Source organism: Kribbella sp. NPDC023855, assembly GCF_040639475.1.
Lineage (GTDB): Bacteria > Actinomycetota > Actinomycetes > Propionibacteriales > Kribbellaceae > Kribbella.
This window is the reverse complement of the sequence record NZ_JBFAAA010000001.1, coordinates 490,649-514,037: the sequence shown is the minus strand read 5'-3', so window position 1 is coordinate 514,037 and position 23,389 is coordinate 490,649. Positions and strand designations below refer to the sequence as shown.

The window sequence follows — 23,389 nt, the reverse complement described above, 5'->3', positions numbered from 1 at the left end:
TTCACCAAGGACGGTGGGGCTTGATGGGAAGCACTTCGTACAAGGGGTTGGGCATTTGGCCGGTTACTGGGATGGGTGGGCGGGTGTCTAGGTCGGTGTAGCCGAGGGTTAGGCGGTAGCCGTTCAGGGGGTAGCGGGCGAAGGATTTGTCTAGGAGGCCGGTGGCGGTCAGGCGGTCGGTGTGTTCTGGGTGGGCGGTGGCGTAGGCCTCGATTTCGCCGCGGAGCAGGCCCCAGAGGGTGTCGGGGGTGACTAGGTCGGTTTCGGAGAGGATGTCGGCCAGGGGGTTGAGGACGCCTAGGAAGAGGGCGTCTACGAGGTACTGGCGAAGGATGTGCCAGGGCTTGCGTGGGAGGACTCGGTCGTGGGAGTCGGGTTCGGGGCCTCGGGCCGGGATGGGGGTGGTGGAGATGTTGATGTCGTCGACCAGGTCCTTGACGACGAGGCGGGCGGGGACGCCTTCGGGGCCGCAGATGATGGAGAGGTTCTCGCCGTGGGGGTTCACCGTGATGCCGTAGTGGTGCATCAGGTGGAGCAGTGGGCGGACGAGAGTGGCGATGAGTTCGGCCACCCAGGTGGTCGCATCAGCAGTCGACGCGGCGATGAGCGCAGCTACCAAGGGTTCGCCTGCTGCATCCCTGTGCAGTACTGCGGCCAGCGGCCAAGCCGTCTCGCCGGCCCGCAAGCGGGGCGTCAGCGGGTCTCGCCAGATGCAGCCGAGGGTCTCGGTCCACTGGTACGGCACGCCCTCCGAGAGCTGCGGGTGGCGAACAGTCACCGACGCGACCTCACCGAGCAGCTCGGTCCCCAACCGGTTGAACACCTCGTCGCGATACCAGAGTCCCCGTAGCCATTGGGTCACCATCGGGGCCGCCAGGGTGCAGTGGGCCGGGATGCCGCGGTACACGGAGGTGTTGAGGATCTTCAGTGGCAGCTTCACCTGGTAGCGCAGGAGTTGCGAGACGTTCACCATCGTCCGGATCGACTGCGTGGGCAGGTAGTCGTCGGGCCCCTCCCCCAGCACCACGATCTCGCCAGTGGCCAACTCACGAGCCCACTGCGTCCGTACTACGTGGTCGAGCTGCCACGGATGACAAGGCAGCCACACATACGAGTCCGGGTCGACCAGTTGTGAGCGGAACGACTCCAGTGCTTCTGGCGAAAGCTCCCGACCAACCACCGCATGCTCCGACAGCTCGGGAGTCCCTCGGAACTCGGCCAGCCCACGACGTACGGCCAGCCAGACCAGGCGGAGCGGAGTACGGGCTTCGGGGGTGTAGCGGAGGCTGTCGGCGGCGGAGAAGCCTAGGCGGCCCTTGTTGGCCACCAGGAGCGGGTGGCCGGTCAGGTGGCCCTCTAGCTCTGTGTGGGACAGGCCTAGGAGGTCTGCGTTCGGCACGGCAGTAGAGGCCATCCTTACGTCGGCAGCGAGCGTGCTCGACAGCTCGGCCGCATAGCCGGCCACTGTGGACCCGGCGAGGCCCAGGATGCCCGCGGCGTCCACCAGGAACTGCACTGGGTCAGTGGCCTCCTCACTCTCGTCGTTGCCGAGAATGCCGGTGGCGGTACGGCGTACCGAGCCGGGGACAACCTGGTAGCTCCCGAAGGCGCCACGCGTTGCGGAGAAGGTGTAGGTAGCCGGGCCAAGCTCAAGGCGATCATCAACGGGTTGTAGCAGGTCCTCCGTGCAGAGCTGCGAGATCAGCCGGGCCAGCAGTTCCGAGGACCGCTCTTTCCAGCTCATGCGGGTGCCGAGAAGGTCGTGAACGCGGTGGACTTCGGCAGCCTGAAGATCTCGCGCCCGGCGACGCTGTTGAGGATGGTGGCGTTGCGGATCGCCCCGATGCCCAGGTCGGGTGCTGCTACACCGTGGCTGTGCAGGTCCGCGTTCGCGACGAACAGCCTGCCGGTCAAGGGATCCTCCGTACCGACACTGTGATCCCGGTTGACCACCCAGCGCCCGGCCGCGTCCTTGTGCACCAGCGGTTCCAGTGCTGACAGGAACGGCAGCGGCCGGTTGCGGTAGCCGGTAGCGGCCACCACCGCGTCTGTCACGTGTTGGAAGGTCCGCCCGCTGTCAGCGTGCCGCATGGTCAGCTCGATGCCATCCGCACGAGCAACCGCCGACTCGACTGCCACCCCGACCTGCAGCTCCACAGGCGCCACGGCCGCAGTACCGAGGTCGCGTTGGTACAGCACGTCGTGGATCTCCTCCAACGTGTCCGAGGAGATGCCCTTGTAGTGCCGCCACTGGTCCTTGACGAGCTTGTCGCGCACCGGCTCCTCCAGTGCATGGAAGTAGTCGACGTACGACGGCGTCGTCATCTCCAGCACGAGCTTCGAGTAGTCCAGAGGCGTGTACGCCGCGGTGCGGGTCAGCCAGCTCACGGCCGGCCCACCAGCTGCGTTGGCACGCAAGAGGTCCAGCGCGCACTCGGCGCCCGACTGGCCCGAGCCGACCACTGTCACGCGCCCTGCTCGCATCAGCTCGTCCCGGCGGAAGAGGTAGTCCGCAGAGTGCAAGAACCTCTCCTCCGGCAAGTCGGCCAGTGCAGCCGGTACTGCGGGCTCAGTCCCCACGCCCAGCACCAGGTGCCGAGCCCTGAACACCTCTACGGATCCAGCACGCTCCACTGTCAGCGCAAAGGTGTCACCGTCGAACACCACCTCTGTCACCTGATGCCCGAAGTGCAGTGAGTCCAGTTGCGCAGCACACCAGCGCAGGTAGGCCTCGTACTCCAGCCGGGTCGGGTGGAACTTCTCCCGCACGTAGAACTGGTACAGCCGGTCGTTGTCCCGCAGGTACGACAGGAACGACAGCGGGTGCCCCGGCTCCACCAAGCTGACCAGGTCGGCCAGGAACGACACCTGCAACATCGCGTCGCCGAACATGAGCCCGCGATGCCAGGTGAACTCGGGCCGGCCGTCCAGCACCGCCAGGTTCACGTCGTCGACACCACTGGCCAACGCGGCCAGGCCGAGGTTGAACGGCCCGCAGCCGATCGCGATCACGTCGTACGGGGCGGTAGTCATCTCAGGCCTCCACAGCGCGGGTGCGCATCATCAGTAGTGCTGTCTTCTCGGGGAGCTGTAGCTCCCCCTGGGGGACGAAGCCGGCGGCTCCGAAGGCGCGGACCGAGCCGACATTGGTGATGTCCGGCTCAGCGACCACTCGCGTGCACCGGGGATCGGCCCGGAACAATGCGTCGGCCAGCGAACGCAGCAGTCTGCGACCCAGTCCCTTGCCCAGCCGGCCCGGGTCGCCGATCGCCACGTGCAGACCCCAGTCGTGCTCCTGCCAGTCGTAGTACTCCGCCAGCCGGTCGTGCCGCACCCGGTACAGCTCGACGTAACCAAGAGGGTCGCCATCGATCGAGGTCAGGCAGGGGATGGAATGCTCACCCGCGGCCTGGCTCTCGATCTCCTCCGTCCAGCGCTCCACCGACCAGTGCTGCTCCCACCACTTCTCGATGTGCGGCTGGGCCATCCACCCGGCGACGGTCGAGGCGTCTGCTGCTGTTGCAGGCCGGAGGTCGAAGCCGTTGTCCAGGTGCAACAACGGCGCGACATCACACATCACTGCGCGTCCAAGCGAAGGGGGTTAGGCACCTCCAGGTAGACCGACTGCGCGTCCAGGGGCGCCACTACCTCGTCGATGCCGCGCAGCCTGGTCATCATGTTCGCCTTGCAGGGCAGCTGGTCCGCAGAGAGCCAGCGCTGCGCCAGACGATCCCCGTCCGGCCCGGCAGCCTTCAGTGACGGCAGTGCCTCCGACAGCCGGTCGCGGACCACACCGAGCAGCTTGTCCTCGTCCGCGAGCCCGTCCACGGCCAGCGAGCCCACTACGGCAAGCGCCTGGTTGTGGAGCATGTAGTAGGTCAGCCGGTCGTCCACGATGGCGTCTTCCACCACAGCCAGCGTCGAGTCGCGCAGGCCGGTCACCTCCAGCAGACCCTTTAGGTACGACGAAGCGAGGTAGTAGCCCTGGTTGTCCCGGTAGGCCCCACCTGCAACCCGCCCTGCGTCGTCCAGGCGGACCAGGGTGTTCTGCTGGTGAGCCTCCAGCCCGATGCCCGTCTCGGCGTACAGGTGGAGCATCGGTACGAGTACCTCGTCCACGTACGACGCCACCCACGCCTCTGCACCGCCATCGCCATGCCCAGCGACTGCAGCGCCTAGACGGCTGAACTCGCCCGGCCGCGGCGCCACCAGCCCGGCCAGACACGCGTAGTCGTCAATGCCAGCCGGTACTTCGCGCACGGCGACGTCCAGCCCGGTCAACTGCGGGCCACCCTCGTCCAACGCGATCCAGGCCGGGTCGCGCACGATGGAGAACCGCGGATGCGCGGTCGCAGTACCGGCGTCGTAAGCGGCATCCAGGAGGCGGTTGATCTCCAGACCTCGGCGCAGCTCGGTCGGCGTCGACTCGCGCCGGGAGTTCGTGATGCGCAGTCCCAGTGAGAGTTTCAGCATCACGGGCAGGTCCGGGTGGTAGACCGTGCGCAGGCTCGAGGTCGGGTACCACTGCGCGCCCAGCGGGCCTAGTGGCTCCATCCGGCCTTCAGCGATCAGTGCGGCGACCCGTGGGCGCTTGACCACATCCGCGGCCTGCCACGGATGCGCGGGCACCAGGACCCGCCCCTCAGGCGGAGTGATACCGGCCAGCGCGGCCATCAGCTGCAAGGCGTCCAGTCCCTGCAGTGATGGCGCGCCGGCCACCTGGTCCGACGACACCAGCTCGGCGTCCACAGCGAACCAGTGCACCGCGAAACGACCACCGAGCTCCGGCGAGTACTCCGCCAGCTCGGCACCGCTCAGTCCGTCCCGGCTCTTCGGAGCCGGGTGGTTCAGGTGGCCGTACAGCAACGCCTGCTCGGCCTCGAGGAAGCGGCCGGGGCCGTACTCCACCGGCTCGGCCACGAAGGTCGCCACGTTGCGGACCGACTCCGCCGTCCGCCTGGCCAGGTCGTCGATCTCGGCGGGGTCCGCGTCCACGGACAGCAATCGCACGAGTTGCTCCGGGCTCGCCGGCAAGCCGTCGACGCGGACATCGGTGAACTGGTGCAGCCCCGTCCGCGACGCGTGCAGCACGGTGGCCGTCACCGTCTCGTCACCGACCTGCAGCGTCAGCGGATCGGCGGTGACCGGGACTGAGGTCTCCCTGGTGTAGCACCGCAGGATCGCGTTCAGGTGGGCTTCGACTGCAACTTCGACTGGTGAGCTCACGCTGCTCCCTCGCAAGACAGAACGTCGTGGCCGGTGGCCACAACCTGGTCGAGCAGTTCTCCGATGTCCGTCGCGGTGGCGTTCGGGTTGAGCAGCGTCAACTTCAACGCCACCGCCGCCGGCCGGCCACCGCGGGCCGGGATCCTGGTCCGGCCGATCAGCACCCGCCCCGACGTCAGCAACCGGCGCCGGACCTCACCCTGGACGGCATCGAGCTGACCCGCTGTCAGCCCGTCCGCCGCCAGTCCCGGTCCCGCGACCCGGAACAGCACCGTGGTCAGCGTCACCGGCGCCAGCAACTCGAGGTTGCTGTCGGCAACGATTCTGGCCGCGGCGGTGTGCGCGAGCTCGTGACAGGTGTCGAGCATCCTGCCCAGTCCGCTCCGGCCGTATGCCGTCAGCGTGGTGGCGACTTTCACAGCGTCCGGCCGGCGGGTGGTCTGCAGGCTGCGGCCGAGCAGTCCGTCCAGTCCGGAATCGATGTCATCGGACGGGTTGAGGTAGTCGACCGAGCGGCCCAGCGCGGCGAACCGGTCCCGGTCCGCGACCAGCAGCATGCTCGTCGCCGCGGGCTGCCAGCCGATCTTGTGCAGGTCGAGCGTCACCGAGTCGGCGGCCGGCAACTCGGCCAGCAGCGGCGCGAGCCGGTCGGAGAACAACGCGCCGAACCCGTACGCCGCGTCCACGTGCAGCCAGACGCCGCGTTCACGCGCCAAGGCGGCGATGTCCGCGATCGGGTCGATCGAGCCGTAGTCCGTCGTACCGGCGGTGGCGACCACGGCGACCGGCGTCCGGCCGGGCTTGTCGAGCTCGTCGGCCAGGATGTCGGGGCGCATCCGGAAGTCCGCGTCGCCCTGGATCGAGATGGCGGCGTCCTCGCCGAGGCCGAGCGCAGCACAGGCGCGCTGGACCGAGAAGTGCGCGAACTCGGAGCAGAACACGACCGGCTTCTCCAGACCGTGCAGGCCGTCGGCCCGTACGTCGATGCCGACGGCCGCGGCCGCGCTGTCGCGGGCGATCAGCAGCGCGAGCAGGTTGGAGATCGAGCCGCCGGGCGTGAGCACGCCGTCAGCGGTGGGACCGAACCCGGCCATGCCGGCCAGTGCCTGGACCACCCACTGCTCGATCGCGAGCGTCGCTGGACCGGAGTCGTAGGTGTCCATCGACGCGTTGCTCGCGGACGCCAGCGCATCGGCGTCAACGGCGACCTGGAGCACCGGCGGCTGCAGGTGGGCTGCCGCATGCGGGTGGCTGAGGTCGATCCCGTCCTGGTCGAGCAGGCCGGCGATGAGGTCCAGCGCGGCCGACTCGCCGACACCGGTCGACGGGACTCGCGGCGCGCCCAGCAAATCCGCCGTACGCCGCAACACGGTGGCCGGCGTACCAGCCGGCAGTGGGCCGCGGTGACGGTCGCTCACTGCCGAGGCCAAGGGCCAGCGGCGCCGGCCCTCCACCCCCGGGTCGCGATCGATCGGGCTGTGCAATGCGTCGACGGACGGCATCCAGCTTCTCCTGGGAAAGTTGTTGAGTAAGGCAGCCCTTACTTAGGTGGCCCTAACTTACTAACCTCGGAGCTGTGGGTGTCAACCGGGGTGCTGTGCGTGATGCGACACAACGACAGCCGCCGCCCCGGACCTGCCGGAGCGGCGGTGGTTGGAGAACGACTCAGCGACCGTAAGGGGTACGGGTCAGCGTGAAAGTCGCCACAGTGAGCTGCGTGATGGCGTCGCCGTCGCGGACGACGCGAAGCTTCTCGCCGGCGAAATAGCCGTCCCGGCCGCGATAGAGATCAGGGCCGAGCGGCGAGAAACGGCAGGACATCGCACCGGACAGCTGCAGGATGCCGCCGGCGACGGACATCGTCAGCGGAGTGTTGCCCCAGTACCAATGCCCGAGCAGTTCCTCGCCCTGCGCGAGCTCCGGCTCGGGCAGCCACTCAGGCGGCAACGGCGGCTCGTACGACGCCAGCGTGCGCATCAGGTCGAGCGGCACCGACGCACACTTCCCGTACGTCGCATTGCCCAACGTCACCGCCCCGATCCGCCGGACGCGGTCGACGAACAACCCGGCCAAGAAGCCAGGCATCGACCCGGTGTGCCCGACGAACAGGTGCGGGTCGTCGGCATGCAGCCGCAACCCCAGCCCGTACGACGCGGTCAGCGCCTCGCGTGGATCGGCAGCCACCGGAGCGGCCATCTCGTCGATGGTGTCCCGGTTGAGGATCTCGTACCCCGGATCTATCCAGAACGCGGCGTACTTCGCCAGGTCCTCGATCGTGCTCCACAACTGCCCGGCCGGAGCCATCGCCCCGGAGTCGTACGCGGGCTCCTGCTCGAGCCGCCCACTGAACGGATGCACCGAGAACCCCTGCGCGGCGGGCGCCACCGGGAAGTACGTCGTACGGCGCATCTCCAGCGGGTCGAGGATCCTCGACGCCACCAGCTCCATCCAGGAGGCGCCGCGCAACCGAGCGACGATCTCACCGAGCAACGCGTAGCCGAGGTTCGAGTAGTGGTGCCGCCGGTCGGGTTTGCCGGCTGCCTGCGACTCGTCCATCGCCTTGGTGAGCTCCTCGAACGAGACGCCCGGATTGCGTTCCCACCAAGGGCCTTCGGGCTCCGCGTTCATCCCGCCCGAGTGCGCCAGCAGTTGCCGGACGGTCAGGTCGCCGAACGCCACCCCCGGAAGATGCTTGCCCACGGCATCGTTCAGCGCGAGCAAGCCGTCGTCGCGGCACTGCATGATCAGTACCGCGGTCATCGTCTTCGTGATCGACCCGATCCGGTACTGCACGTCCGGCCCGGGTGCCAGCCCTTGCCCATCCGCGAACTGACCGCGCGACCCGGTCCACACCAGTGCGCCGTCCTGCAGCACACCGGCGTTGATCGAGGGCAACCGCCACTCACTCTGGGCTGCCGCGACCTCGGCGTACAGGGCCGCGGCAGTGTCAGGGCGAAGCGTCACTCAAAGGCCTCCGGGGAAGGGCAGGAGCAGATCAGGTTGCGGTCGCCGTAGGCGCCGTCGATCCGGCGGACCGGCGGCCAGTACTTCGTGGTGCGGTCGACCGACTGCGGGAACGCGGCCTCTTCGCGGGTGTACGCGTGCTCCCACTTGTCGTTGATCACCGACGACGCGGTGTGCGGCGCGTTCACCAACGGGTTGTCGCCGGCCGGCCACTCCCCCGCCGCGACCCGGTCGACCTCGTGCCGGATCGCGATCATCGCGTCGCAGAACCGGTCCAGCTCACCCAGGTCCTCGGACTCGGTCGGCTCGACCATCAGCGTGCCCGCGACCGGGAACGACATCGTCGGCGCGTGGAAGCCGTAGTCGATCAGCCGCTTCGCGACGTCGTCGACGGTGATCCCGGTCTCCTTGGTCATCGGCCGCAGATCCAGGATGCACTCGTGCGCGACCAGCCCGTTCTCGCCGGTGTAGAGCACCGGGAACACGCCCTCGAGCCGCTTGGCCACGTAGTTCGCGGTCAGTACGGCGGCCTTCGTCGCCGAGGTCAGCCCTTCGGCGCCCATCATCCGGATGTAGGCCCAGGAGATGGCCAGCACGCCGGCCGACCCGAACGGCGCCGCGCTGATCGGGCCGACACCCGACTCGGGACCGGCCTGGTCGAGCAGCGGGTGGTTCGGCAGGTACGGCGCCAGGTGCTCGGCGACCGCGACCGGGCCGACACCCGGCCCACCGCCACCGTGCGGGATGCAGAACGTCTTGTGCAGGTTCAGGTGGCTCACGTCGCCGCCGAACTCACCGGGCTTGGCCAGGCCGAGCAGCGCGTTCAGGTTCGCGCCGTCGACGTACACCTGGCCGCCGTGGTCGTGCACGATCTGGCAGACCTCGGTGACGCTCTCCTCGTACACGCCGTGCGTGGACGGGTAGGTGATCATGATGGCCGCGAGCTTCTCGGCGTGCTCGTCGGCCTTGGCCCGCAGGTCGTCCAGGTCGATCGTGCCGTCGTCGTTGCCCTTGACAACGACAACCTTCATCCCGGCCATCACCGCGGAGGCGGCGTTGGTGCCGTGCGCGCTCGCCGGGATCAGGCAGACGTTGCGGTCTTCGTTCCCCTGGGCCCGGTGGTAGCCGCGGATCGCGAGCAGACCGGCGAGTTCACCCTGCGAGCCCGCGTTCGGCTGGATCGAGACCTTCGCATAGCCGGTCACCTCGGCCAGCCAGCGCTCCAGCTGGCCGATCAGCTTCACGTACCCGGCGGCGTCCTCGATCGGCGCCAGCGGGTGCATGTCGGCGAACTCCGGCCAGGTGACCGCCTCCATCTCGGTGGTCGCGTTCAGCTTCATCGTGCAGGAGCCGAGCGGGATCATGCCGCGGTCGAGCGCGTAGTCGTAGTCCGACAGCTTGCGCAGGTAACGCAGCATCGCCGTTTCGGACCGGTGCGTGTTGAAGACGGGGTGCGTCAGGTACTCCGACGTCCTGAGGACCGTCTCGGGCAGGCTGCCGCCGCCGAAGGTTGCGTCGTACGTGACTCCGAAGGCGCGGCAGACCCGGCCGAGCGCGGTGGCGTCGGTCTTCTCGTCGCAGGAGATACCGACATGGTCCGCGTCGACGAGCCGTAGCCAGATGCCGTTCTGGCGGGCGTTGTCCACCACGTCGGCCGCCCGGCCGGGCACGCGAGCGAGCACGGTGTCGAAGAACTGCTCGTGCACGACCTCGACGCCACCGGCCTTGAGGGACGCGGCGAGGCTGTCCGCGTTGCGGTGCACACGGTCGGCGATCGCCTTCAACCCGTCGGGGCCGTGGTAGACGGCGTACATCGAGGCGACGACGGCCAGCAGCACCTGCGCAGTACAGATGTTGGAGGTCGCCTTCTCGCGGCGGATGTGCTGCTCGCGAGTCTGCAACGCCAGCCGGTACGCCGGTGCGCCGTCCGCGTCGACCGAGACGCCCACCAGCCGGCCCGGCAGCGAGCGCTCGAGACCGGAACGCACGGACATGAACCCCGCGTGCGGGCCGCCGTAGAACAGCGGGACACCGAAGCGCTGGGACGAGCCGATGACGATGTCGGCCCCGGCCTCACCCGGCGCCTCGAGCAGCGTCAGGGCGAGCAGGTCGGAGGCGACGGCGACGAGGGTCTCGCGCTCGTGGGCCGCGGCGATCAGCGGCTTCAGGTCGCGGACGACACCACCGGACCCGGGGTACTGGACGAGGAAGCCGAAGAAGTCGCCCTCGGGCAGCCCGTCGGTCGTGTCGGCAACGACGACCTCGATACCGAGCGCCTCGGCCCGGGTCTCGACCACGGCGATGGTCTGCGCGAAGCAGTCGGCGTCGACCAGGAAGCGGTTGCTCTTGCTCTTGCGGTTCGAGCGGTGCGCCAGGGTCATCGCCTCAGCGGCCGCGGTGCCCTCGTCGAGCAGCGACGCGTTCGCGGTCGGCAAGCCGGTCAGGTCCGACACCACGGTCTGGAAGTTGAGCAGCGCTTCGAGGCGACCCTGGGAGATCTCCGGCTGGTACGGCGTGTAGGCCGTGTACCAGGCCGGGTTCTCGACCAGGCGGCGGACGATCACCGACGGGGTGAACGTGCCGTAGTACCCCTGACCGATCATCGAGGTGGCGACGGTGTTGCGCGCGGCGAGCTGGCGCAGCTCGGTGAGCGCGTCGACCTCGGAGGCCGGCTCGGGCAGCCGGAGCGGCTCGGTCGAGCGGATCGAGGCCGGTACGGCGGCATCCACCAGCGCGTCGACATCGGCGTACCCGAGGGTCTGCACCATCCGGGCGACCTCGTCCGGGCGCGGGCCGATGTGCCGGTCGGCGAACACCGCCGAGACCGGCGACTGGGGCGTGGGGGTGAAGGAGGAATCTGACGCAGTCATTGAAGAGGCTCCGATGCTGACAATTGCCGGTGGCCTCCCCCTCTGTCACGCAGCGCACGCTTCAGAGTCGCCTAAGGCACTCGGTCCATGGGCCTGAGAGGTTCCGGGGAGGAATTGCCCCTTCGGCGCCCAGCCAGACAACTTTGCTGGGACTCTCCCGAGTGCTGTGTACGGCTGTGGTCGAGCGTACCTCAGCCGGTCATCCGGGCGCGGCGACGGGCAGCCAGCTCGTCGTTCGCGTGCGCCTGGTCGGTCTCGCCGTGCGCGTCGAGCCGCTCGGTCGGCAGCTCCGACAGCGAGCCCTCGACCTCCCGCCAGACGCCGCCGAGCGCGATCCCGAAGACCCCCTGGCCGCCGGCCAGCAGATCGATCACCTCGTCCGGCGAGGTGCACATGTAGACCGAGGCGCCGTCGCTCATCAGCGTGATCTGGGTCAGGTCATCGATGCCACGCTTGCTCAGGTGGGCGATGGCACTGCGGATCTGCTGCAGCGAGATGCCCGCGTCGAGCAGCCGCTTGATCACTTTGAGCAACAGCACGTCGCGGAAACCGTAGAGCCGCTGGGTGCCGGAACCGGTGGCCGGACGCACGGACGGCGAAACCAGTCCGGTCCTGGCCCAGTAGTCCAGCTGGCGGTAGGTGATCCCCGCCGCGGCGCACGCGGTCGGGCCGCGGAAACCGACGTCGTCGGGCATCGGCGACAGGTCGTCGTCGAACAGCAAACCCTGGACGCCGGCGCTGGCGGCCGCCTCGGCGTGTGCTTCGGACGTCGACTGCGCCGTCAGATCAGTGTCGCCGGTGCGTGTCACGCCTGAGCCTCCCTGGGTACCGACTGGAACGGATCACATCCGTGGAGTTACAACACCCCACAACTCCTTCAAGGTAAGCCGCCACCCAGGCCCGGTCAACGACAACCGCCCCGAGCCGGAGGCGTGTCGCGCCACCGGCACGAATCGTTACCTGTCCGGCCTTGTACCAGGCAGGTTCAAATCGGGTCAGCTCTTGTCGAAGTCCTCGGGGGTGACCTGGTCGAGGAACTCGCGGAAGCGTTCGACCTCTTCCTCCTCGACCACCTCCTCGTCCTCGTTCTCGCTCTCCGGGACCGGGATACCGGCCTCGGCCAGGATCTCCTCGGTGCAGAAGACAGGGGTGCCGGTCCGCAGCGCCAGCGCGATCGAGTCGGACGGGCGGGCAGAGATCTCGGTCTTGTCGTCGAAGACCAGGATCGCCTCGAAGACGCCGTCGGTCAGGTTGACGATCCGGACCTGGCTCAGCGTGTGGCCGAGCACCCGGATGGTCTCGGCGAACAGGTCGTGGGTCAGCGGCCGGGGTGGCTCCATCCCCTGCTGGGCGAAAGCGATCGCGCTCGCTTCGGCCGCACCGATCCAGATCGGCAGGTACCGCTCGCCGCCGACCTCCCGGAGCAGCACGATCGGCTGACTCGAGGGCATCTCAACCCGGACTCCGACCACGTCGACTTCGCGCACACGTCCAGCCTACTCTGCACACCAGGCCGGGGCTGCCCCACCGGGGTCAGCGGGTGAGGCGGGAGCGGACCAGTGCCGCGTGCAACCGAACCGCGAGCGCCGCGAGCTCCAGTGTCTTGTCCTCGCGCCGTGGCTGGACCACCTGCTCGATCAGGCCCACCTCACGATCGGCCGCCGCCCGGAACGGTCGCAGGTGGCGCGGCTCCACGCCGTACTGCGCGAACTCGGCCGCTGCCTTGGCGATCAGGATCGCGTCGCCGTCGTAATGGTTGCCGCGGGCCACCACGAGGTTGTGGCTCTCCAGTTGTTCGAGCAGCTCGGCGGTGATGCCCGCCGCTTCGCGCAACTCGTCGCGGGTCAGCTTCAGCTCGGTCCCGTACGTCGAGAAGTCCTCGGCATCGGGCAGACCAGCGGGCTGAGGCAACTGTTCCGGCGCCGCGGGCCGGCCACCGGCGGCAGGCGGCCGCAGTCCCCGGTCCATCGCACTCAGGTGCTCTTTGATCACCTTCAGCGGCAGGTACTGATCCCGCTGCGCCGTCAGCACATAGCGCAGCCGCTCGATGTCGGCCGCGCTGAACTTGCGGTACCCCGACGCCGTTCGGGCCGGGGTCACCAGCCCCTCCGCCTCGAGGAAGCGGATCTTGGAGATCGTCACGTCGGCGAACTCGGTCTGCAGGAGCCGCAGCACCTCACCGATGCTGTGGCTCCCTACGGCGTTCGCCTCGGCCCCGACCCCGGCGCGCTCGCCGGAGTCTCCGACCGCTGGGTCAGGCTTGACCACTGGCGTAGTAGACCAGGCGGTACTTGCCGATCTGCACCTCGTCGCCGTTCGACAGGTGCAGCTCGTCGATCCGGTCCCGGTTGACGTAGGTGCCGTTCAGGCTGCCCACGTCGCGGACCTTGACACCGGAGGCGTCGCGGCGGAACTCCGCGTGCCGGCGGGACACGGTGACGTCGTCCAGGAAGATGTCGCTGTCGGGGTGCCGGCCGGCCGTGACCACGTCGACGTCCAGCAGGAACCGGCTGCCCGCGTTCGGGCCGCGCTGGACGATCAGCAGCGCCGACCCGGACGGCAGCGCGCCGACGGCGGCCTCGTCCTCGGCGGACAGCTGCTCGCCGGAGTCGAACCGCTCGGTCTCCGGCTCGACGCTGATCGGTGTGAGCATCGCGGTGTCGGTCACGCCGGGGGCGGCCACCGGACGGTCCGCGCCAGGGAGCATCGTTCCGCACTGCGAGCAGAACCTGCTGCCCTCGGAGTTCTCGTGCCCGCACTGGTTGCAGAACGGCATGCTGTGATCCTCCCGATCGCCGGCGGTCCGGCGACGTTCTCAGTTGGCCCCGTATGACAAGTGTGGACTGCGACCCCAACCCTCGACCGGCAGTTGAGGTCTGACGAACCTACCAGCTAGCGCCCTGTGTTCGAAGTTGTGTGAGTGATTGCGGTGTTCAGGTGCGTGCCTGGGCGCCGCAAGCGCCACAGAACTTCGGACACAGGGCGCTCGGCCCCGCGGCCGAAGTCGGCGCGGGGCTCTTGCGGGTGGTCAGCTCTGCTCGAGCTGTCCCTTGTAGGTCTCGGCGTCCATCAGCGCCTCGATCTCCTCGTCGTCGTCCACCTCGATGTCGAGCAGCCAGCCCTCGCCGTACGGGTCGGTGTTGACCAGGTCGGGCTGGTCGGCGAGCGCCTCGTTGACGGCGCGCACGGTGCCGTTGAGCGGCGCGAACAGGTCGCTGACGCTCTTGGTGGACTCGAGCTCACCGCAGGAGTCGCCGGCCCGGACCGCGGTCCCGACCTCCGGCAGCTGCACGTACACGATGTCGCCGAGCGCGTCCTGCGCGAAGTCGGTGATACCGACCCGCACCGGGCCCTCGCCGGCCTTCACCCACTCGTGCTCGGCCGTGTACTTCAGGTCTTCGGGGTACACCTCGGTCCTCCATCACTCAAAGGGAACTGCAGCTGAGGGAAATGCGCGGTACTGCGGTACTGCGGTACTGGTCCGGCTACTTGGTCGGGCTGGGCGCCGGGCGAGCGTAGCGATGCTCCTCCGGGACGTGCAAGGCAGTGATCTGGACCTGCGGCAGCTCGGTCACCTCCGCCGTGCCGCCGATCTGCGGACCGGTCACCTCACTGACCAGCCCACCGGGGAAGTTGGCCGCCTCGGCCAGGTTGTGCGACTCCCCGATCGCCTCGATCACGTACGGCGACTGCACCTTCTCACCGTCGATCTTCACCCCGGGCGGGTCGTCGACCAGATCGGTACTGGCCACCACCCGGACCTGCCCGTTGATCTGGATCGCCTCGGCGCCCGCGTCGCGCAGTTCCTCGATCGCGTCCAGCAGGTTGCTGGACTGCATCTTGGTGTTCGGGTCGTTCAGGGTGATCCGGACGCCGGGGCCCTGGGCAGGCAGCGTACCGGCCAGGATGCCGAGCACGCGCACCTGCTGCTCAGCCTGTTCGCGGGCGGTCTGCGCCTTGTCCGCGCTGGAGGTCAGCGTGTTCTTGCGCGCCTCGAGCTCGGTGATCTCGGTCTCCAGCCGCCGGGTGTTCTGGCCCAGGCCGTCGAGGATCGCGATCAGGTCTTCTCGCCGGGCGTTCTGGTAGCCGTCGTCGGCCCGGTTCACCCGGACCTGCACGACCGCCATACAGGCGACCAGCGCGAGCACGACGGCCACGATCGCCTGACCGCGCGACGGCTTGAAACCGGCGCGCAGGCGTCGCAGGGCCAGGTTCGGCGTCTTCGGCTTGGGCATCGGCGTCGGCTTGACCGGCGCCTCCTGCTCCACGGGCTCGACCGCAACAGGCTTCGCCTCAGCCGGCTTGTCCGGTACTGCGGCCTTCGGCTCAGCCGGCTTGTCCGGTACGACGGCCTCGGGCGTGACGGGCTGCTGCTCGTGTGCAGGCGACTTCGGCTCGGCCGGCTCCGGTACTGCGGGCTTCGCCTCGGCCGCCTTGTCCGGCACGGCAGGCTTGGGCTCGGTCGGCTGCTCAGCTGCGGCGGGCTTCGGCTCGGCCGGTTGCTCGGCTGCGGCAGGCCTCGGCTCGGCCGGCTGCTCGGCTGCCGCGGGCTTCGGCTCAGCCTGCTTGTCCGGCGCGGCGGGTTTGGGCTCGGCCGGTTGCTCGGGGGGCGGGGTGGGATCGTCGGTGCTCATGTCAGGCCCTGAAGACGTGGCGGCGGATGGCCGCCATGTTGGTGAAGATGCGGATGCCGAGCACGACCACCACGCCGGTCGACAGCTGGGAGCCGACGCCGAGCTGGTCGCCCAGGTAGACGATCAGCGCCGCGATCAGCACGTTGGAGACGAACGAGACGACGAACACCTTGTCGTCGAAGATGCCGTCCAGGAACGCGCGCAGCGCGCCGAAGACGGCGTCCAGCGCCGCGACCACCGCGATCGGCAGGTAGGGCTGGGCCCAGTCGGGGACGTCGGGAGCGACCAGCAGACCGACGACGACGCCGATCACCAGGCCGAGGACGGCGATCATCTCGGACCCACCTTCGCGTACCGCAGCGCGATGGTGGAATCGGCCGGCACCAGCAAGGAATCCTCCGTCGTGATGGTCATCCGGATCTGGAAATTGCTGACCAGGTACTGCACCCACTGGCCACCCGAGCTCTGCGCGAACCGGGCCGGCATGGTCGCGGTGTCCCCGATCGCGAGCACGGTGTACGGCGGGGTCAAAGAACTGTAGTCGACCGTGATGGCAGTGCCCGCACCCCGGATCGCGGTCAGCGACGTGAGCCGGTGACCGTTCACCGAGATCGCCTCGGCACCCGAGGTCCACAACCCGTTGACGAGTTGCTGCAGGTCGACGTCGAGGAGCCGGCCCTGCTTGTCGTCGGAGTCCTTGGCGTCGTCGACGACCGCCTTCAGTCCCGGACCGGTCGCCGCGACGGCACCGGTCTGCAGTTCGAGGTCGTCCAGCTTCTGCTGCAGCGCGGCGCCCTCGCTGGTGTTGCTCAGCCCACCGGCCTGCAGGCCCCGGACCTCGTCGGCCAGCTTGGTCTGCCGGCCGCGCAGGTCGTTCAACCGGCCGTCGGCCTGGTTGATCCGGGCGATCAGCTCTTTCCGCTGCTTCTCGGCCTCGGGCGCGCTGCGGTAGTTCTGCGACGCGGCGACGGCCAGCAGGAATCCCAGGAAGAGCAGCGCGATGACCAGGATGATCCGGTGCGACCTCTTGGGCTTGTGCCCTTGGGGACGCCGCGAGCGGGCCGCCACGGCGTACCCCTCGTCCAGCGGGTGGGCCATCAGGTTGTTCAGCAGCGACATGGACGCGTCGACGCGGCGCTGCCCGGGTGGAGCCTGGCTGGGTGGTGATCCGGGTGGAGACTGGGTCACGAGTTAACCCGCCGGGTCCTTGATCGGCTTCACGGTCTGGATCAGGTGACGCAACTGAGTGAAGTACAGGGCGCCGGCCCAGTAGTACAGAGCGGTCCCCCAGATCGCGAAGGCCCAGCCGAAGACACGGGCAAGCATGTTCAGCGTGCTGTCGCCGTCGCCGAGCAGGAGCAGCGGGAAGGCGTACAGCAGGCAGAAGGTCGCGGACTTGCCGAGGAAGTGCACCGGCAGCGCGTTGAACCCGCGACGGTGCAGCGCCGGCAGGGTGAAGGTGAGCAGCAGGTCCCGCAACGGCAGCGCGATCGCCAGCCACCACGGGATGATGTCGCGCAGCGCGAGGCCGAGCACGGTGGCGAAGATGTAGAGCCGGTCGGCGACCGGGTCGAGCATCTGGCCGAGCCGCGTCGTCTGGTTCATCCGGCGGGCGATCTGGCCGTCGGCCCAGTCGGTGAAGCCGGAGATCATCAGCACGACCAGCGCCCAGCCGTCCTCCTCCGGACCGAGGATCAGCCACAGGAAGAGCGGTACGCCGAGCAGCCGGATGAAGCTGAGCGCGTTCGGGATCGTCAGCACCCGGTCGGACACTTCCAACTCCGGCACGCGATCCTCCCCCTGCTCCCGAATCGGGCGACCGCGAGCGGCGCCCCTCTCCCGGTCGTTACTGTACTTGGGCCCGCCACGGGGTTTCGCCCGGCCACACCGGGGAAGGCCCGGTTCTTCCCCGAGTAGGTGAACGGATTCACAACAACCGGGCTACGCCGCCCGCGGACCGGTGACCCGAAGGTGATCCGATCGAGATCTTCTCGTAGCTGGAGAGGTGCCGAAGCCCCCGTACTACGGCCGCCGGCCGACGAAGCAGAGGAACTCGGTCTGCAGGTCGGCGCCGGCCGGGGGCGGGACCTTCGGACCGAACGCCCATGGTTGCCGCAACGCCTTGTCCATCGGCTTGAACTTCTCGAAGACGTGCGCGACCGCCTCCTGATCGAGCCGCTCGTCTCCCCCGGTCGCCCGGGCCAGGTCCCAGCTGTGGATCAGCACGTCCTCGGGCAGCGCGCCGAGCATCTCGCCGAACGGCATGAACCCGACCGGCGTCGGCAACTGCGCGTCGGCGCACGCCGGGTCGTCGATCGCCTCGACGAGTCCAGCGCCGATCTCACGCCAGGCAGCGGCCAGGTCGGCATGGGGCTCCGGCTCGGGCACCACACCCATCTCGGTCACCGGTACGCCGTACAGGCTCTTGGGCTCGGTGCCGCGCACGGTGGCCAGCACGCGGCGTTGCTCGTTGATGACGTGGGCAACGACCTGGCGTGCGGTCCAGTTCGGGCACGGGGTCGGGTCGTCCCAGCGATCGGCGGGCACGGCCTCGATCCGGTCGAGGAAGCCGCCGGCGACCCGGGCGAAGCGGTCAGCGTTTTCGGACATGACGAAGTAGACCTTCCTGCAGGTGTGGTGGAGTGCTGGTGGAGTAGTTGGTGGATCAGAGCGAGGCGAGCAGTTTTTCCAGAGCCGCCGGTACGCCGGTGCGCCAGCCGCCGTTCATGATCGTGTGGGCCTGGCGCTGGAGTGGGTCATCGGGGTCGAAGCCCTCGTGCAAGAGGAACAGCCGGGTGCCTCGACCTTCCGGCTCGAGCGTCCACGTCAGGGTCCAGTCCACCCGGTCCGGATCGGCCGCGTCGCGCCAGCCGATCCGCAGCACCTTCTCCGGTTCGAAGCCGAGCACCTCGGCCTGGACCAGCCCGGAGAACCCGGTCGACGGAGTCGCCCGGCCCTCCATCGTGTAGCGGTGCCCGACCTCCAGCCGGAAGTCCCCGGGCATCAGCCACTGCGCGATCAGCTCGGGCTCGGTGAGCGCCCGCCAGACCTTCGCCGGCGGATGCGGGTAGTAAGTGTCGACCTCGATCGTGGCCAGGTCGCTCATTCGTCCTCCATCCGGTCGAGTACCGTGCCGAGCTCGGACATCCGCTCACGCCAGAAGCGTTCGTAAGGACTCAGCCAGTCCTGTACTTCGGCCAGCGGGACCGGCTCCAGCCGGTAGATGCGTTGCCGGCCCTCCTTGCGCTCGCTGACCAGCCCGGCGTCGCGTAGTACGCGCAACTGCTCGGAGAAGCTCGGTCTTGCCATCTCGAAGTGGTCGGCGAGCTGTTGCACGGGCTGCGGCCCGTCGTCGCGGAGCAGCCGGAGCACCTCCCGGCGGACCGGACTGGCGAGCGCGGCGAACACGCGATCCTCGATGCCATCGGCAACAACAGTGGGACGGGCCATGGGTCGAGTATAGGTAGGTTTTATCCTACATATCAACTCCGGCCCTTCCCCGTTCTATGGTGGGCTGAGGTTTTCGGCGAGGGGAGTCCGCGTGAAGTTCCTGGTGCTGATCTACGGCAACCCAGAGTCCCGCAAGGTCTGGGACGGGCTGTCGGACGAGCAGAAGCGGGAGTCGATGACCGGCTACACCGCACTGAACGAGGCGCTCACTTCCGCGGGCGAACTGGTCGTGTCGCACTCGCTGGCCGAGCCCGAGGCCACCAAGCAGGTGCGCTTCGACAGCGGCCGGCCGATCACGACCGACGGCCCGTTCGCCGAGGTGAAGGAGCAGTTGGCCGGCTTCTACCTGCTCGACTGCGAGAGCATGGAACGCGCGCTGGAGATCGTCCCGCAGATCCCCGAGGCGCCGTTCAGCATCGTCGAGGTCCGGCCGATCCGGGACCTGAGCTCACTCGGCTGATGCCCACCATCGAGGAGCTGCTGCGCGAACTGGCGCCGCAGATCATCGGCCCGCTGGTACGCCGGTACGGCGGGTTCGACACCTGCGAGGACGCAGTACAGGAAGCGTTGCTGGCCGCGTCGCAGCAGTGGCCCGTCGAGGGGGTGCCGGACAACCCGCGGAGCTGGCTGATCACCGTCGCTTCCCGGCGGCGGATCGAGATCCTGCGGAACGAGGCGGCCCGGCAGCGGCGCGAGGAGTCCGTCGCTCTGTCAGCCGTGGAGCCCGCGGCCGCACCGGCAGTGGACGACACGCTCACCCTGCTTTTCCTGTGCTGCCATCCGTCCCTCACTCCCCCGTCGCAGATCGCGCTGACGTTGCGCGCGGTCGGCGGGCTCACCACCGATGAGATCGCGCGCGCCTTCCTGGTACCGGAGTCGACGGTCGGGCAGCGGATCAGCCGGGCCAAGGCCTCGATCAAGAAGGCCGGCGCGGAGTTCCGGATGCCACCGGCTGAAGAGGTGCCGGAGCGGCTGACCGCGGTGCTGCACGTGCTCTACCTGATCTTCAACGAGGGTTACACGGCGAGCTCGGGTGCGAGCCTGCATCGCGTCGAGCTGAGTGCCGAGGCGATCCGGCTGACCCGGCAGCTCCACGACCAGCTCCCCTCGGAGGGCGAGGTGGCCGGGCTGCTCGCGCTGATGCTGCTCACCGACGCCCGCCGTCCTGCCCGGACCTCGCCGGACGGCGCACTGATCCCACTGCCCGAGCAGGACCGCTCGTTGTGGAACCAGGGATTTGTTGCTGAGGGCACCGAGTTGATCGAGGCAACGTTGCGGACGGCACCGATCGGTCCCTATCAGTTGCAGGCGGCAATCGCCGCGGTGCACGGTCAGGCGGCCCGGGCCGAGGAGACCGACTGGCGCCAGATCCTGGTGCTCTACGAACTCCTGGAGACGCTCGCGCCCGGCCCGATGGTGAGTCTGAACCGGATCGTGGCGGCGGCGATGGTGCACGGCCCGGCGTACGGGCTGGAGCGGTTGTCGGCTGCCGCCGATGATCCGGCGCTGAAGAACCACCATCGAGTCGAGGCGGTCCGTGGCCACCTGCTGGAGCTCGCGGGCGACAAGGATGCCGCCCGCGACGCCTACCGCCGCGCCGCCCGCCTAACGCTCAGCACGCCAGAGCAGCGCTACCTGACGACCCGCGCCGATTCGCTCTAGCCCTACTGGACATCGGCGAGTGCTCCCTGGAGGCGTTGGACGCCCTCCTCCAGCTGGGCGGAGCTTGTCGTGCATACGTAGCTCAGTCGGAGGTGTGGGGCGGGTGGTTCGGCCGTGAAATAGGGAGTGCCTGCTGTGATTGCTACGCCGCGACGCAGTGCCGCGGCGGCGATGGCGCGGTCGTTGGAGCCATCTGGCAGGCGCAGCCAGACGTGATAGCCACCTCTGGGTTGGTTGGCCGGTACTAGTTCCGTGTTGGCCAGTGCCTTGAGCAGGACGAGCCGGCGATCGCGTAGCGCATCAGCGAGCACGCGGAGGTGCCGGGTCCAGGCCGGAGAGCCGACCAGCTCCAACGCTGTCTCCTGCAACGGCCTTGGTACGAACAGGCTGTCGACGGCTTGAACCGCCCGCAACCTCTCGTACGCCGGGCCGCGCGCGGTCAGGGCTCCGACGCGCAGACTGGGCGACGCAGCCTTGGTCAGCGACCGGACGTGCACCACTACGCCATCGGGGTCGTCTGCTGCCATCGCCGGCTGGAGTGGCGGGGAATCGCTGTGCACCAGCCTGCGGGCGAAGTCGTCTTCGATGACGAAGGCTCCTGCGGCTCGGGCGATCTCAACCACCTCACCGCGCCGCTGCGGCGAGAGAACCGTCGTCGTGGGGTTGTGGAAGAGAGGCTGACAGACGAAGACCCGAGCCCTCGTGGCCTCGAAGGCGTCAGCCAGCAGGTCCGTACGTACGCCGTCGGCATCTACCGGCACCGGGACAGGCCGCAAGCCGGCCGCGCGGGCTACAGCGAGCATGCCTGGGTAGGTGGGCGACTCGACCAGTACTGGCGAGCCTGGCACGGCCAGTGCTCGCAGTGAGGTGGTTAGCGCGCTCTGGGCTCCACTGGTGATCAGTACGTCGGAGGCGTCGAGTGAGCCGGACAGTCCGCCGATATCGCGAGCGAACCACTCCCGCAGCTCAGTGACTCCCTCCACCGGCGGCCGCGACCAGGTGCCCGGCCTGCGACCGGCTCTGGCGAGCGCCGCGGCCAGTGCGCGCTCTGGTTGGAGTACGACGTGGAGGTAGCCGCCATTGAGGTCGATGACCTCGGGTGGCGGGGAGGTGAGGGTGGCGAGCACGCCGGCAGCGTCCGCAGTACGAGGACCGACGTCCAGCGCGGCATGCGGCGGGTCGGCGCTGAGGGCGACCTCTTGCCAAGACAGGTCTCCCGGTGCGGCTCTTCGGCGTACGGCCGCTTTGAAGACTCCAGCGCCCGGCTGGGAGCTGACGAGCCCTTCGGCAACCAGCGAGGCGATCGCCCGCGAGACCGTCACCGGACTGACCTGGTACTGCGTCACGAGAGCCCGGCTGGACGGGATCTTCTCGCCTTCGGAGTAGCGGTCCAGCTCATCGCGCAAGGCCGCGACCAGACGAGCCACACTGCTACTGTTGTTCATGACCTCACAAGATAGCGCTACTCTCCCGATCGCGATATCGGTGCGCACCGGGACGCTTCTCGCGGCATTCGGAGTCGTCGCCTTCTCGCTGAGCTTCCCGGCCACCGTCTGGGCACTGGACGGCTTCGGGCCGTGGACGGCGACGGGCGTACGGGCGCTGGTGGCTGGCTTGCTTGCGGCGATCTGTCTGGCTGCGGCCCGAGTGCCTGTCCCTGCCCGGGCTGATTGGCCGGGCCTGCTCACAGTGGCGGGCGGCTGCGTGATCGGCTTCCCGCTGCTGACAACACTCGCGCTACAGACCTCGACGACCGCCCACTCGGCGGTAGTCATCGGCATCCTGCCGTTGGCCACAGCAGTCATCTCATCGGTACTGACCGGCCGCCGCCCCTCCCGCACCTTCTGGACGGCCGCCTGTCTCGGCGCCCTCGCGGTAGGCGCCTTTACCCTCACGCAAAGCCGCGGGCTTCCGACGGTCGGCGACGCCTACCTCTTCAGCGCTTTGCTGGTCTGCGCCGCCGGGTACGCCCAGGGCGGCCGCCTCGCGTCACACCTCCCCGGCTGGCAGGTGATCGCCTGGGGAGTAGTCGCGGCCCTGCCAGTCTCAGCCGTCGTCACCGCCCTGGCACTCCCCCACGAACCAACCCACCTGACCACCAAGGCACTGACCGGCATGACCTACATCGCGCTCATCTCCCAATTCGGCGCCTTCGTAGCCTGGTACCGCGGCATGGCCCTCATAGGCGTCCCCAAAGCCAGCCAACTCCAACTAGCCCAACCGTTGATCACCCTCCTCTGGGCAGTACTCCTCATGGGCGAACACCTCCCCCCACTAGCCATCATCACCGCCCTACTAGTCCTAACCTGCATAGCCACAACCCAACGCACCCGCGCCTAAGCCCCCCAGTCACCGCACCCCGCACCCCGCACCCGCGCCCAAGCACCCCGATCACCCCACCCCGCACCCGCGCCTAAGCGCCCCGGTCACCCCACCCCGCACCCGCCCCCAAGCACCCCGATCACCCCACCCCGCACCCGCGCCCAAGCACCCCGATCACCCCACCCCGCACCCCACACCCAGCGCCGGCACCGCCTTCTCGCCGCAGCCCGAGCCCGGCGTCGGCACGACCCCCTCGCCGCA

Annotated in this window: 23 protein-coding genes and 1 riboswitch; of the genes, 3 read left to right on the top strand and 20 right to left on the bottom strand. The window is 68.8% G+C overall.

The features are described 5' to 3' along the window. Position 1: 1 nt before the first annotated feature. From AB0F51_RS02320 to AB0F51_RS02230, 19 genes are all read right to left on the bottom strand, one after another. Positions 2-1,744 carry an IucA/IucC family protein gene (locus AB0F51_RS02320; protein WP_360272770.1) on the bottom strand — a complete coding sequence of 581 codons (1,743 nt, stop codon included), beginning with the start codon at positions 1,742-1,744 and terminating at the stop codon, positions 2-4. Then, positions 1,741-3,033 carry a SidA/IucD/PvdA family monooxygenase gene (locus AB0F51_RS02315; RefSeq protein ID WP_360272767.1) on the bottom strand — a complete coding sequence of 431 codons (1,293 nt, stop codon included), beginning with the start codon at positions 3,031-3,033 and terminating at the stop codon, positions 1,741-1,743. Before AB0F51_RS02315 ends, AB0F51_RS02320 begins: the two co-directional genes overlap by 4 nt. Before the next feature lies 1 nt (position 3,034). Continuing rightward, complete coding sequence (locus AB0F51_RS02310; RefSeq protein WP_360272764.1) at positions 3,035-3,577, bottom strand: GNAT family N-acetyltransferase; 543 nt, start codon at positions 3,575-3,577, stop codon at positions 3,035-3,037. Next, complete coding sequence (locus tag AB0F51_RS02305; RefSeq protein ID WP_360272761.1) at positions 3,577-5,226, bottom strand: IucA/IucC family protein; 1,650 nt, start codon at positions 5,224-5,226, stop codon at positions 3,577-3,579. The genes AB0F51_RS02310 and AB0F51_RS02305 overlap by 1 nt, the downstream gene beginning before the upstream one ends. Further along, positions 5,223-6,728: a pyridoxal-dependent decarboxylase gene (locus AB0F51_RS02300; RefSeq protein WP_360272758.1), complete on the bottom strand. Its 1,506-nt coding sequence runs from the start codon at positions 6,726-6,728 to the stop codon at positions 5,223-5,225. Before AB0F51_RS02300 ends, AB0F51_RS02305 begins: the two co-directional genes overlap by 4 nt. A 163-nt stretch (positions 6,729-6,891) precedes the next feature. Next, complete coding sequence (locus AB0F51_RS02295; protein ID WP_360272756.1) at positions 6,892-8,190, bottom strand: serine hydrolase domain-containing protein; 1,299 nt, start codon at positions 8,188-8,190, stop codon at positions 6,892-6,894. After that, positions 8,187-11,060 carry an aminomethyl-transferring glycine dehydrogenase gene (gcvP, locus tag AB0F51_RS02290; protein ID WP_360272753.1) on the bottom strand — a complete coding sequence of 958 codons (2,874 nt, stop codon included), beginning with the start codon at positions 11,058-11,060 and terminating at the stop codon, positions 8,187-8,189. The genes AB0F51_RS02295 and gcvP overlap by 4 nt, the downstream gene beginning before the upstream one ends. A 71-nt stretch (positions 11,061-11,131) precedes the next feature. After that, positions 11,132-11,230, bottom strand: a riboswitch (glycine riboswitch). Positions 11,231-11,251: 21 nt separating this feature from the next. Further along, positions 11,252-11,782 carry a MerR family transcriptional regulator gene (locus AB0F51_RS02285; protein ID WP_360274542.1) on the bottom strand — a complete coding sequence of 177 codons (531 nt, stop codon included), beginning with the start codon at positions 11,780-11,782 and terminating at the stop codon, positions 11,252-11,254. A gap of 273 nt (positions 11,783-12,055) precedes the next feature. Then, entirely contained in the window at positions 12,056-12,547 is a 492-nt protein-coding gene (locus AB0F51_RS02280) for a bifunctional nuclease family protein (protein ID WP_360272750.1), read from the bottom strand. A gap of 46 nt (positions 12,548-12,593) precedes the next feature. After that, positions 12,594-13,328: a MerR family transcriptional regulator gene (locus tag AB0F51_RS02275; protein WP_360272747.1), complete on the bottom strand. Its 735-nt coding sequence runs from the start codon at positions 13,326-13,328 to the stop codon at positions 12,594-12,596. Further along, positions 13,315-13,836, bottom strand: coding sequence for an FHA domain-containing protein (locus tag AB0F51_RS02270; RefSeq protein ID WP_360272745.1), 522 nt, complete (start codon positions 13,834-13,836; stop codon positions 13,315-13,317). Before AB0F51_RS02270 ends, AB0F51_RS02275 begins: the two co-directional genes overlap by 14 nt. A gap of 252 nt (positions 13,837-14,088) precedes the next feature. Next, entirely contained in the window at positions 14,089-14,469 is a 381-nt protein-coding gene (gene gcvH, locus AB0F51_RS02265; protein WP_360272743.1) for a glycine cleavage system protein GcvH, read from the bottom strand. 76 nt (positions 14,470-14,545) lie between these two features. Continuing rightward, complete coding sequence (locus tag AB0F51_RS02260) at positions 14,546-15,694, bottom strand: DUF881 domain-containing protein (RefSeq protein ID WP_360272740.1); 1,149 nt, start codon at positions 15,692-15,694, stop codon at positions 14,546-14,548. 1 nt (position 15,695) lies between these two features. Continuing rightward, entirely contained in the window at positions 15,696-16,028 is a 333-nt protein-coding gene (locus tag AB0F51_RS02255) for a small basic family protein (protein ID WP_270130514.1), read from the bottom strand. After that, the gene (locus tag AB0F51_RS02250; protein WP_360272737.1) at positions 16,025-16,882 is read right to left on the bottom strand and encodes a DUF881 domain-containing protein; all 858 of its coding nucleotides are present in this window, start codon (positions 16,880-16,882) and stop codon (positions 16,025-16,027) included. Before AB0F51_RS02250 ends, AB0F51_RS02255 begins: the two co-directional genes overlap by 4 nt. Before the next feature lie 3 nt (positions 16,883-16,885). Beyond that, on the bottom strand, positions 16,886-17,482 hold the full coding sequence (locus AB0F51_RS02245; protein ID WP_360272735.1) for a CDP-alcohol phosphatidyltransferase family protein: 597 nt from the start codon (positions 17,480-17,482) through the stop codon (positions 16,886-16,888). A 234-nt stretch (positions 17,483-17,716) separates the two neighbouring features. Beyond that, positions 17,717-18,304 (bottom strand): TIGR03086 family metal-binding protein, encoded by a 588-nt coding sequence (locus AB0F51_RS02240; RefSeq protein ID WP_360272732.1) that lies wholly within the window; start codon positions 18,302-18,304, stop codon positions 17,717-17,719. A 55-nt stretch (positions 18,305-18,359) separates the two neighbouring features. Further along, on the bottom strand, positions 18,360-18,800 hold the full coding sequence (locus AB0F51_RS02235; protein ID WP_360272729.1) for an SRPBCC domain-containing protein: 441 nt from the start codon (positions 18,798-18,800) through the stop codon (positions 18,360-18,362). Beyond that, positions 18,797-19,144 carry a metalloregulator ArsR/SmtB family transcription factor gene (locus AB0F51_RS02230; protein ID WP_360272726.1) on the bottom strand — a complete coding sequence of 116 codons (348 nt, stop codon included), beginning with the start codon at positions 19,142-19,144 and terminating at the stop codon, positions 18,797-18,799. The genes AB0F51_RS02235 and AB0F51_RS02230 overlap by 4 nt, the downstream gene beginning before the upstream one ends. A gap of 91 nt (positions 19,145-19,235) precedes the next feature. Here AB0F51_RS02230 and AB0F51_RS02225 point away from each other — a divergent pair, with 91 nt between their 5' ends. Both AB0F51_RS02225 and AB0F51_RS02220 read left to right on the top strand, forming a co-directional pair. Then, a complete protein-coding gene (locus AB0F51_RS02225; RefSeq protein ID WP_360272724.1) occupies positions 19,236-19,604 on the top strand; it encodes a YciI family protein in 369 nt (122 codons plus the stop codon). Next, positions 19,604-20,806 (top strand): DUF6596 domain-containing protein, encoded by a 1,203-nt coding sequence (locus AB0F51_RS02220; RefSeq protein ID WP_360272721.1) that lies wholly within the window; start codon positions 19,604-19,606, stop codon positions 20,804-20,806. The genes AB0F51_RS02225 and AB0F51_RS02220 overlap by 1 nt, the downstream gene beginning before the upstream one ends. Before the next feature lie 2 nt (positions 20,807-20,808). Here AB0F51_RS02220 and AB0F51_RS02215 read toward each other — a convergent pair whose 3' ends face one another. Then, the gene (locus AB0F51_RS02215) at positions 20,809-22,251 is read right to left on the bottom strand and encodes a PLP-dependent aminotransferase family protein (protein WP_360272718.1); all 1,443 of its coding nucleotides are present in this window, start codon (positions 22,249-22,251) and stop codon (positions 20,809-20,811) included. Between AB0F51_RS02215 and AB0F51_RS02210 the strand changes: the two genes are divergently transcribed. Further along, positions 22,250-23,146 (top strand): DMT family transporter, encoded by an 897-nt coding sequence (locus AB0F51_RS02210; protein ID WP_360272715.1) that lies wholly within the window; start codon positions 22,250-22,252, stop codon positions 23,144-23,146. The two genes, AB0F51_RS02215 and AB0F51_RS02210, sit on opposite strands and share 2 nt — an antisense overlap. Positions 23,147-23,389 lie beyond the last annotated feature (243 nt).

Excerpts from the sequence above, each read along its gene's own strand:
- AB0F51_RS02230 (WP_360272726.1), bottom strand. The coding sequence starts at position 19,144 with ATGGCCCGTCCCACTGTTGTTGCCGATGGCATCGAGGATCGCGTGTTC.
- AB0F51_RS02210 (WP_360272715.1), top strand. The coding sequence starts at position 22,250 with ATGACCTCACAAGATAGCGCTACTCTCCCGATCGCGATATCGGTGCGC.
- AB0F51_RS02255 (WP_270130514.1), bottom strand. The coding sequence starts at position 16,028 with ATGATCGCCGTCCTCGGCCTGGTGATCGGCGTCGTCGTCGGTCTGCTG.
- AB0F51_RS02260 (WP_360272740.1), bottom strand. The coding sequence starts at position 15,694 with ATGAGCACCGACGATCCCACCCCGCCCCCCGAGCAACCGGCCGAGCCC.
- AB0F51_RS02315 (WP_360272767.1), bottom strand. The coding sequence starts at position 3,033 with ATGACTACCGCCCCGTACGACGTGATCGCGATCGGCTGCGGGCCGTTC.
- AB0F51_RS02270 (WP_360272745.1), bottom strand. The coding sequence starts at position 13,836 with ATGCCGTTCTGCAACCAGTGCGGGCACGAGAACTCCGAGGGCAGCAGG.
- AB0F51_RS02310 (WP_360272764.1), bottom strand. The coding sequence starts at position 3,577 with ATGTGTGATGTCGCGCCGTTGTTGCACCTGGACAACGGCTTCGACCTC.
- AB0F51_RS02320 (WP_360272770.1), bottom strand. The coding sequence starts at position 1,744 with ATGAGCTGGAAAGAGCGGTCCTCGGAACTGCTGGCCCGGCTGATCTCG.
- AB0F51_RS02215 (WP_360272718.1), bottom strand. The coding sequence starts at position 22,251 with ATGAACAACAGTAGCAGTGTGGCTCGTCTGGTCGCGGCCTTGCGCGAT.
- AB0F51_RS02240 (WP_360272732.1), bottom strand. The coding sequence starts at position 18,304 with ATGTCCGAAAACGCTGACCGCTTCGCCCGGGTCGCCGGCGGCTTCCTC.
- AB0F51_RS02220 (WP_360272721.1), top strand. The coding sequence starts at position 19,604 with ATGCCCACCATCGAGGAGCTGCTGCGCGAACTGGCGCCGCAGATCATC.
- gcvP (WP_360272753.1), bottom strand. The coding sequence starts at position 11,060 with ATGACTGCGTCAGATTCCTCCTTCACCCCCACGCCCCAGTCGCCGGTC.
- AB0F51_RS02235 (WP_360272729.1), bottom strand. The coding sequence starts at position 18,800 with ATGAGCGACCTGGCCACGATCGAGGTCGACACTTACTACCCGCATCCG.
- AB0F51_RS02300 (WP_360272758.1), bottom strand. The coding sequence starts at position 6,728 with ATGCCGTCCGTCGACGCATTGCACAGCCCGATCGATCGCGACCCGGGG.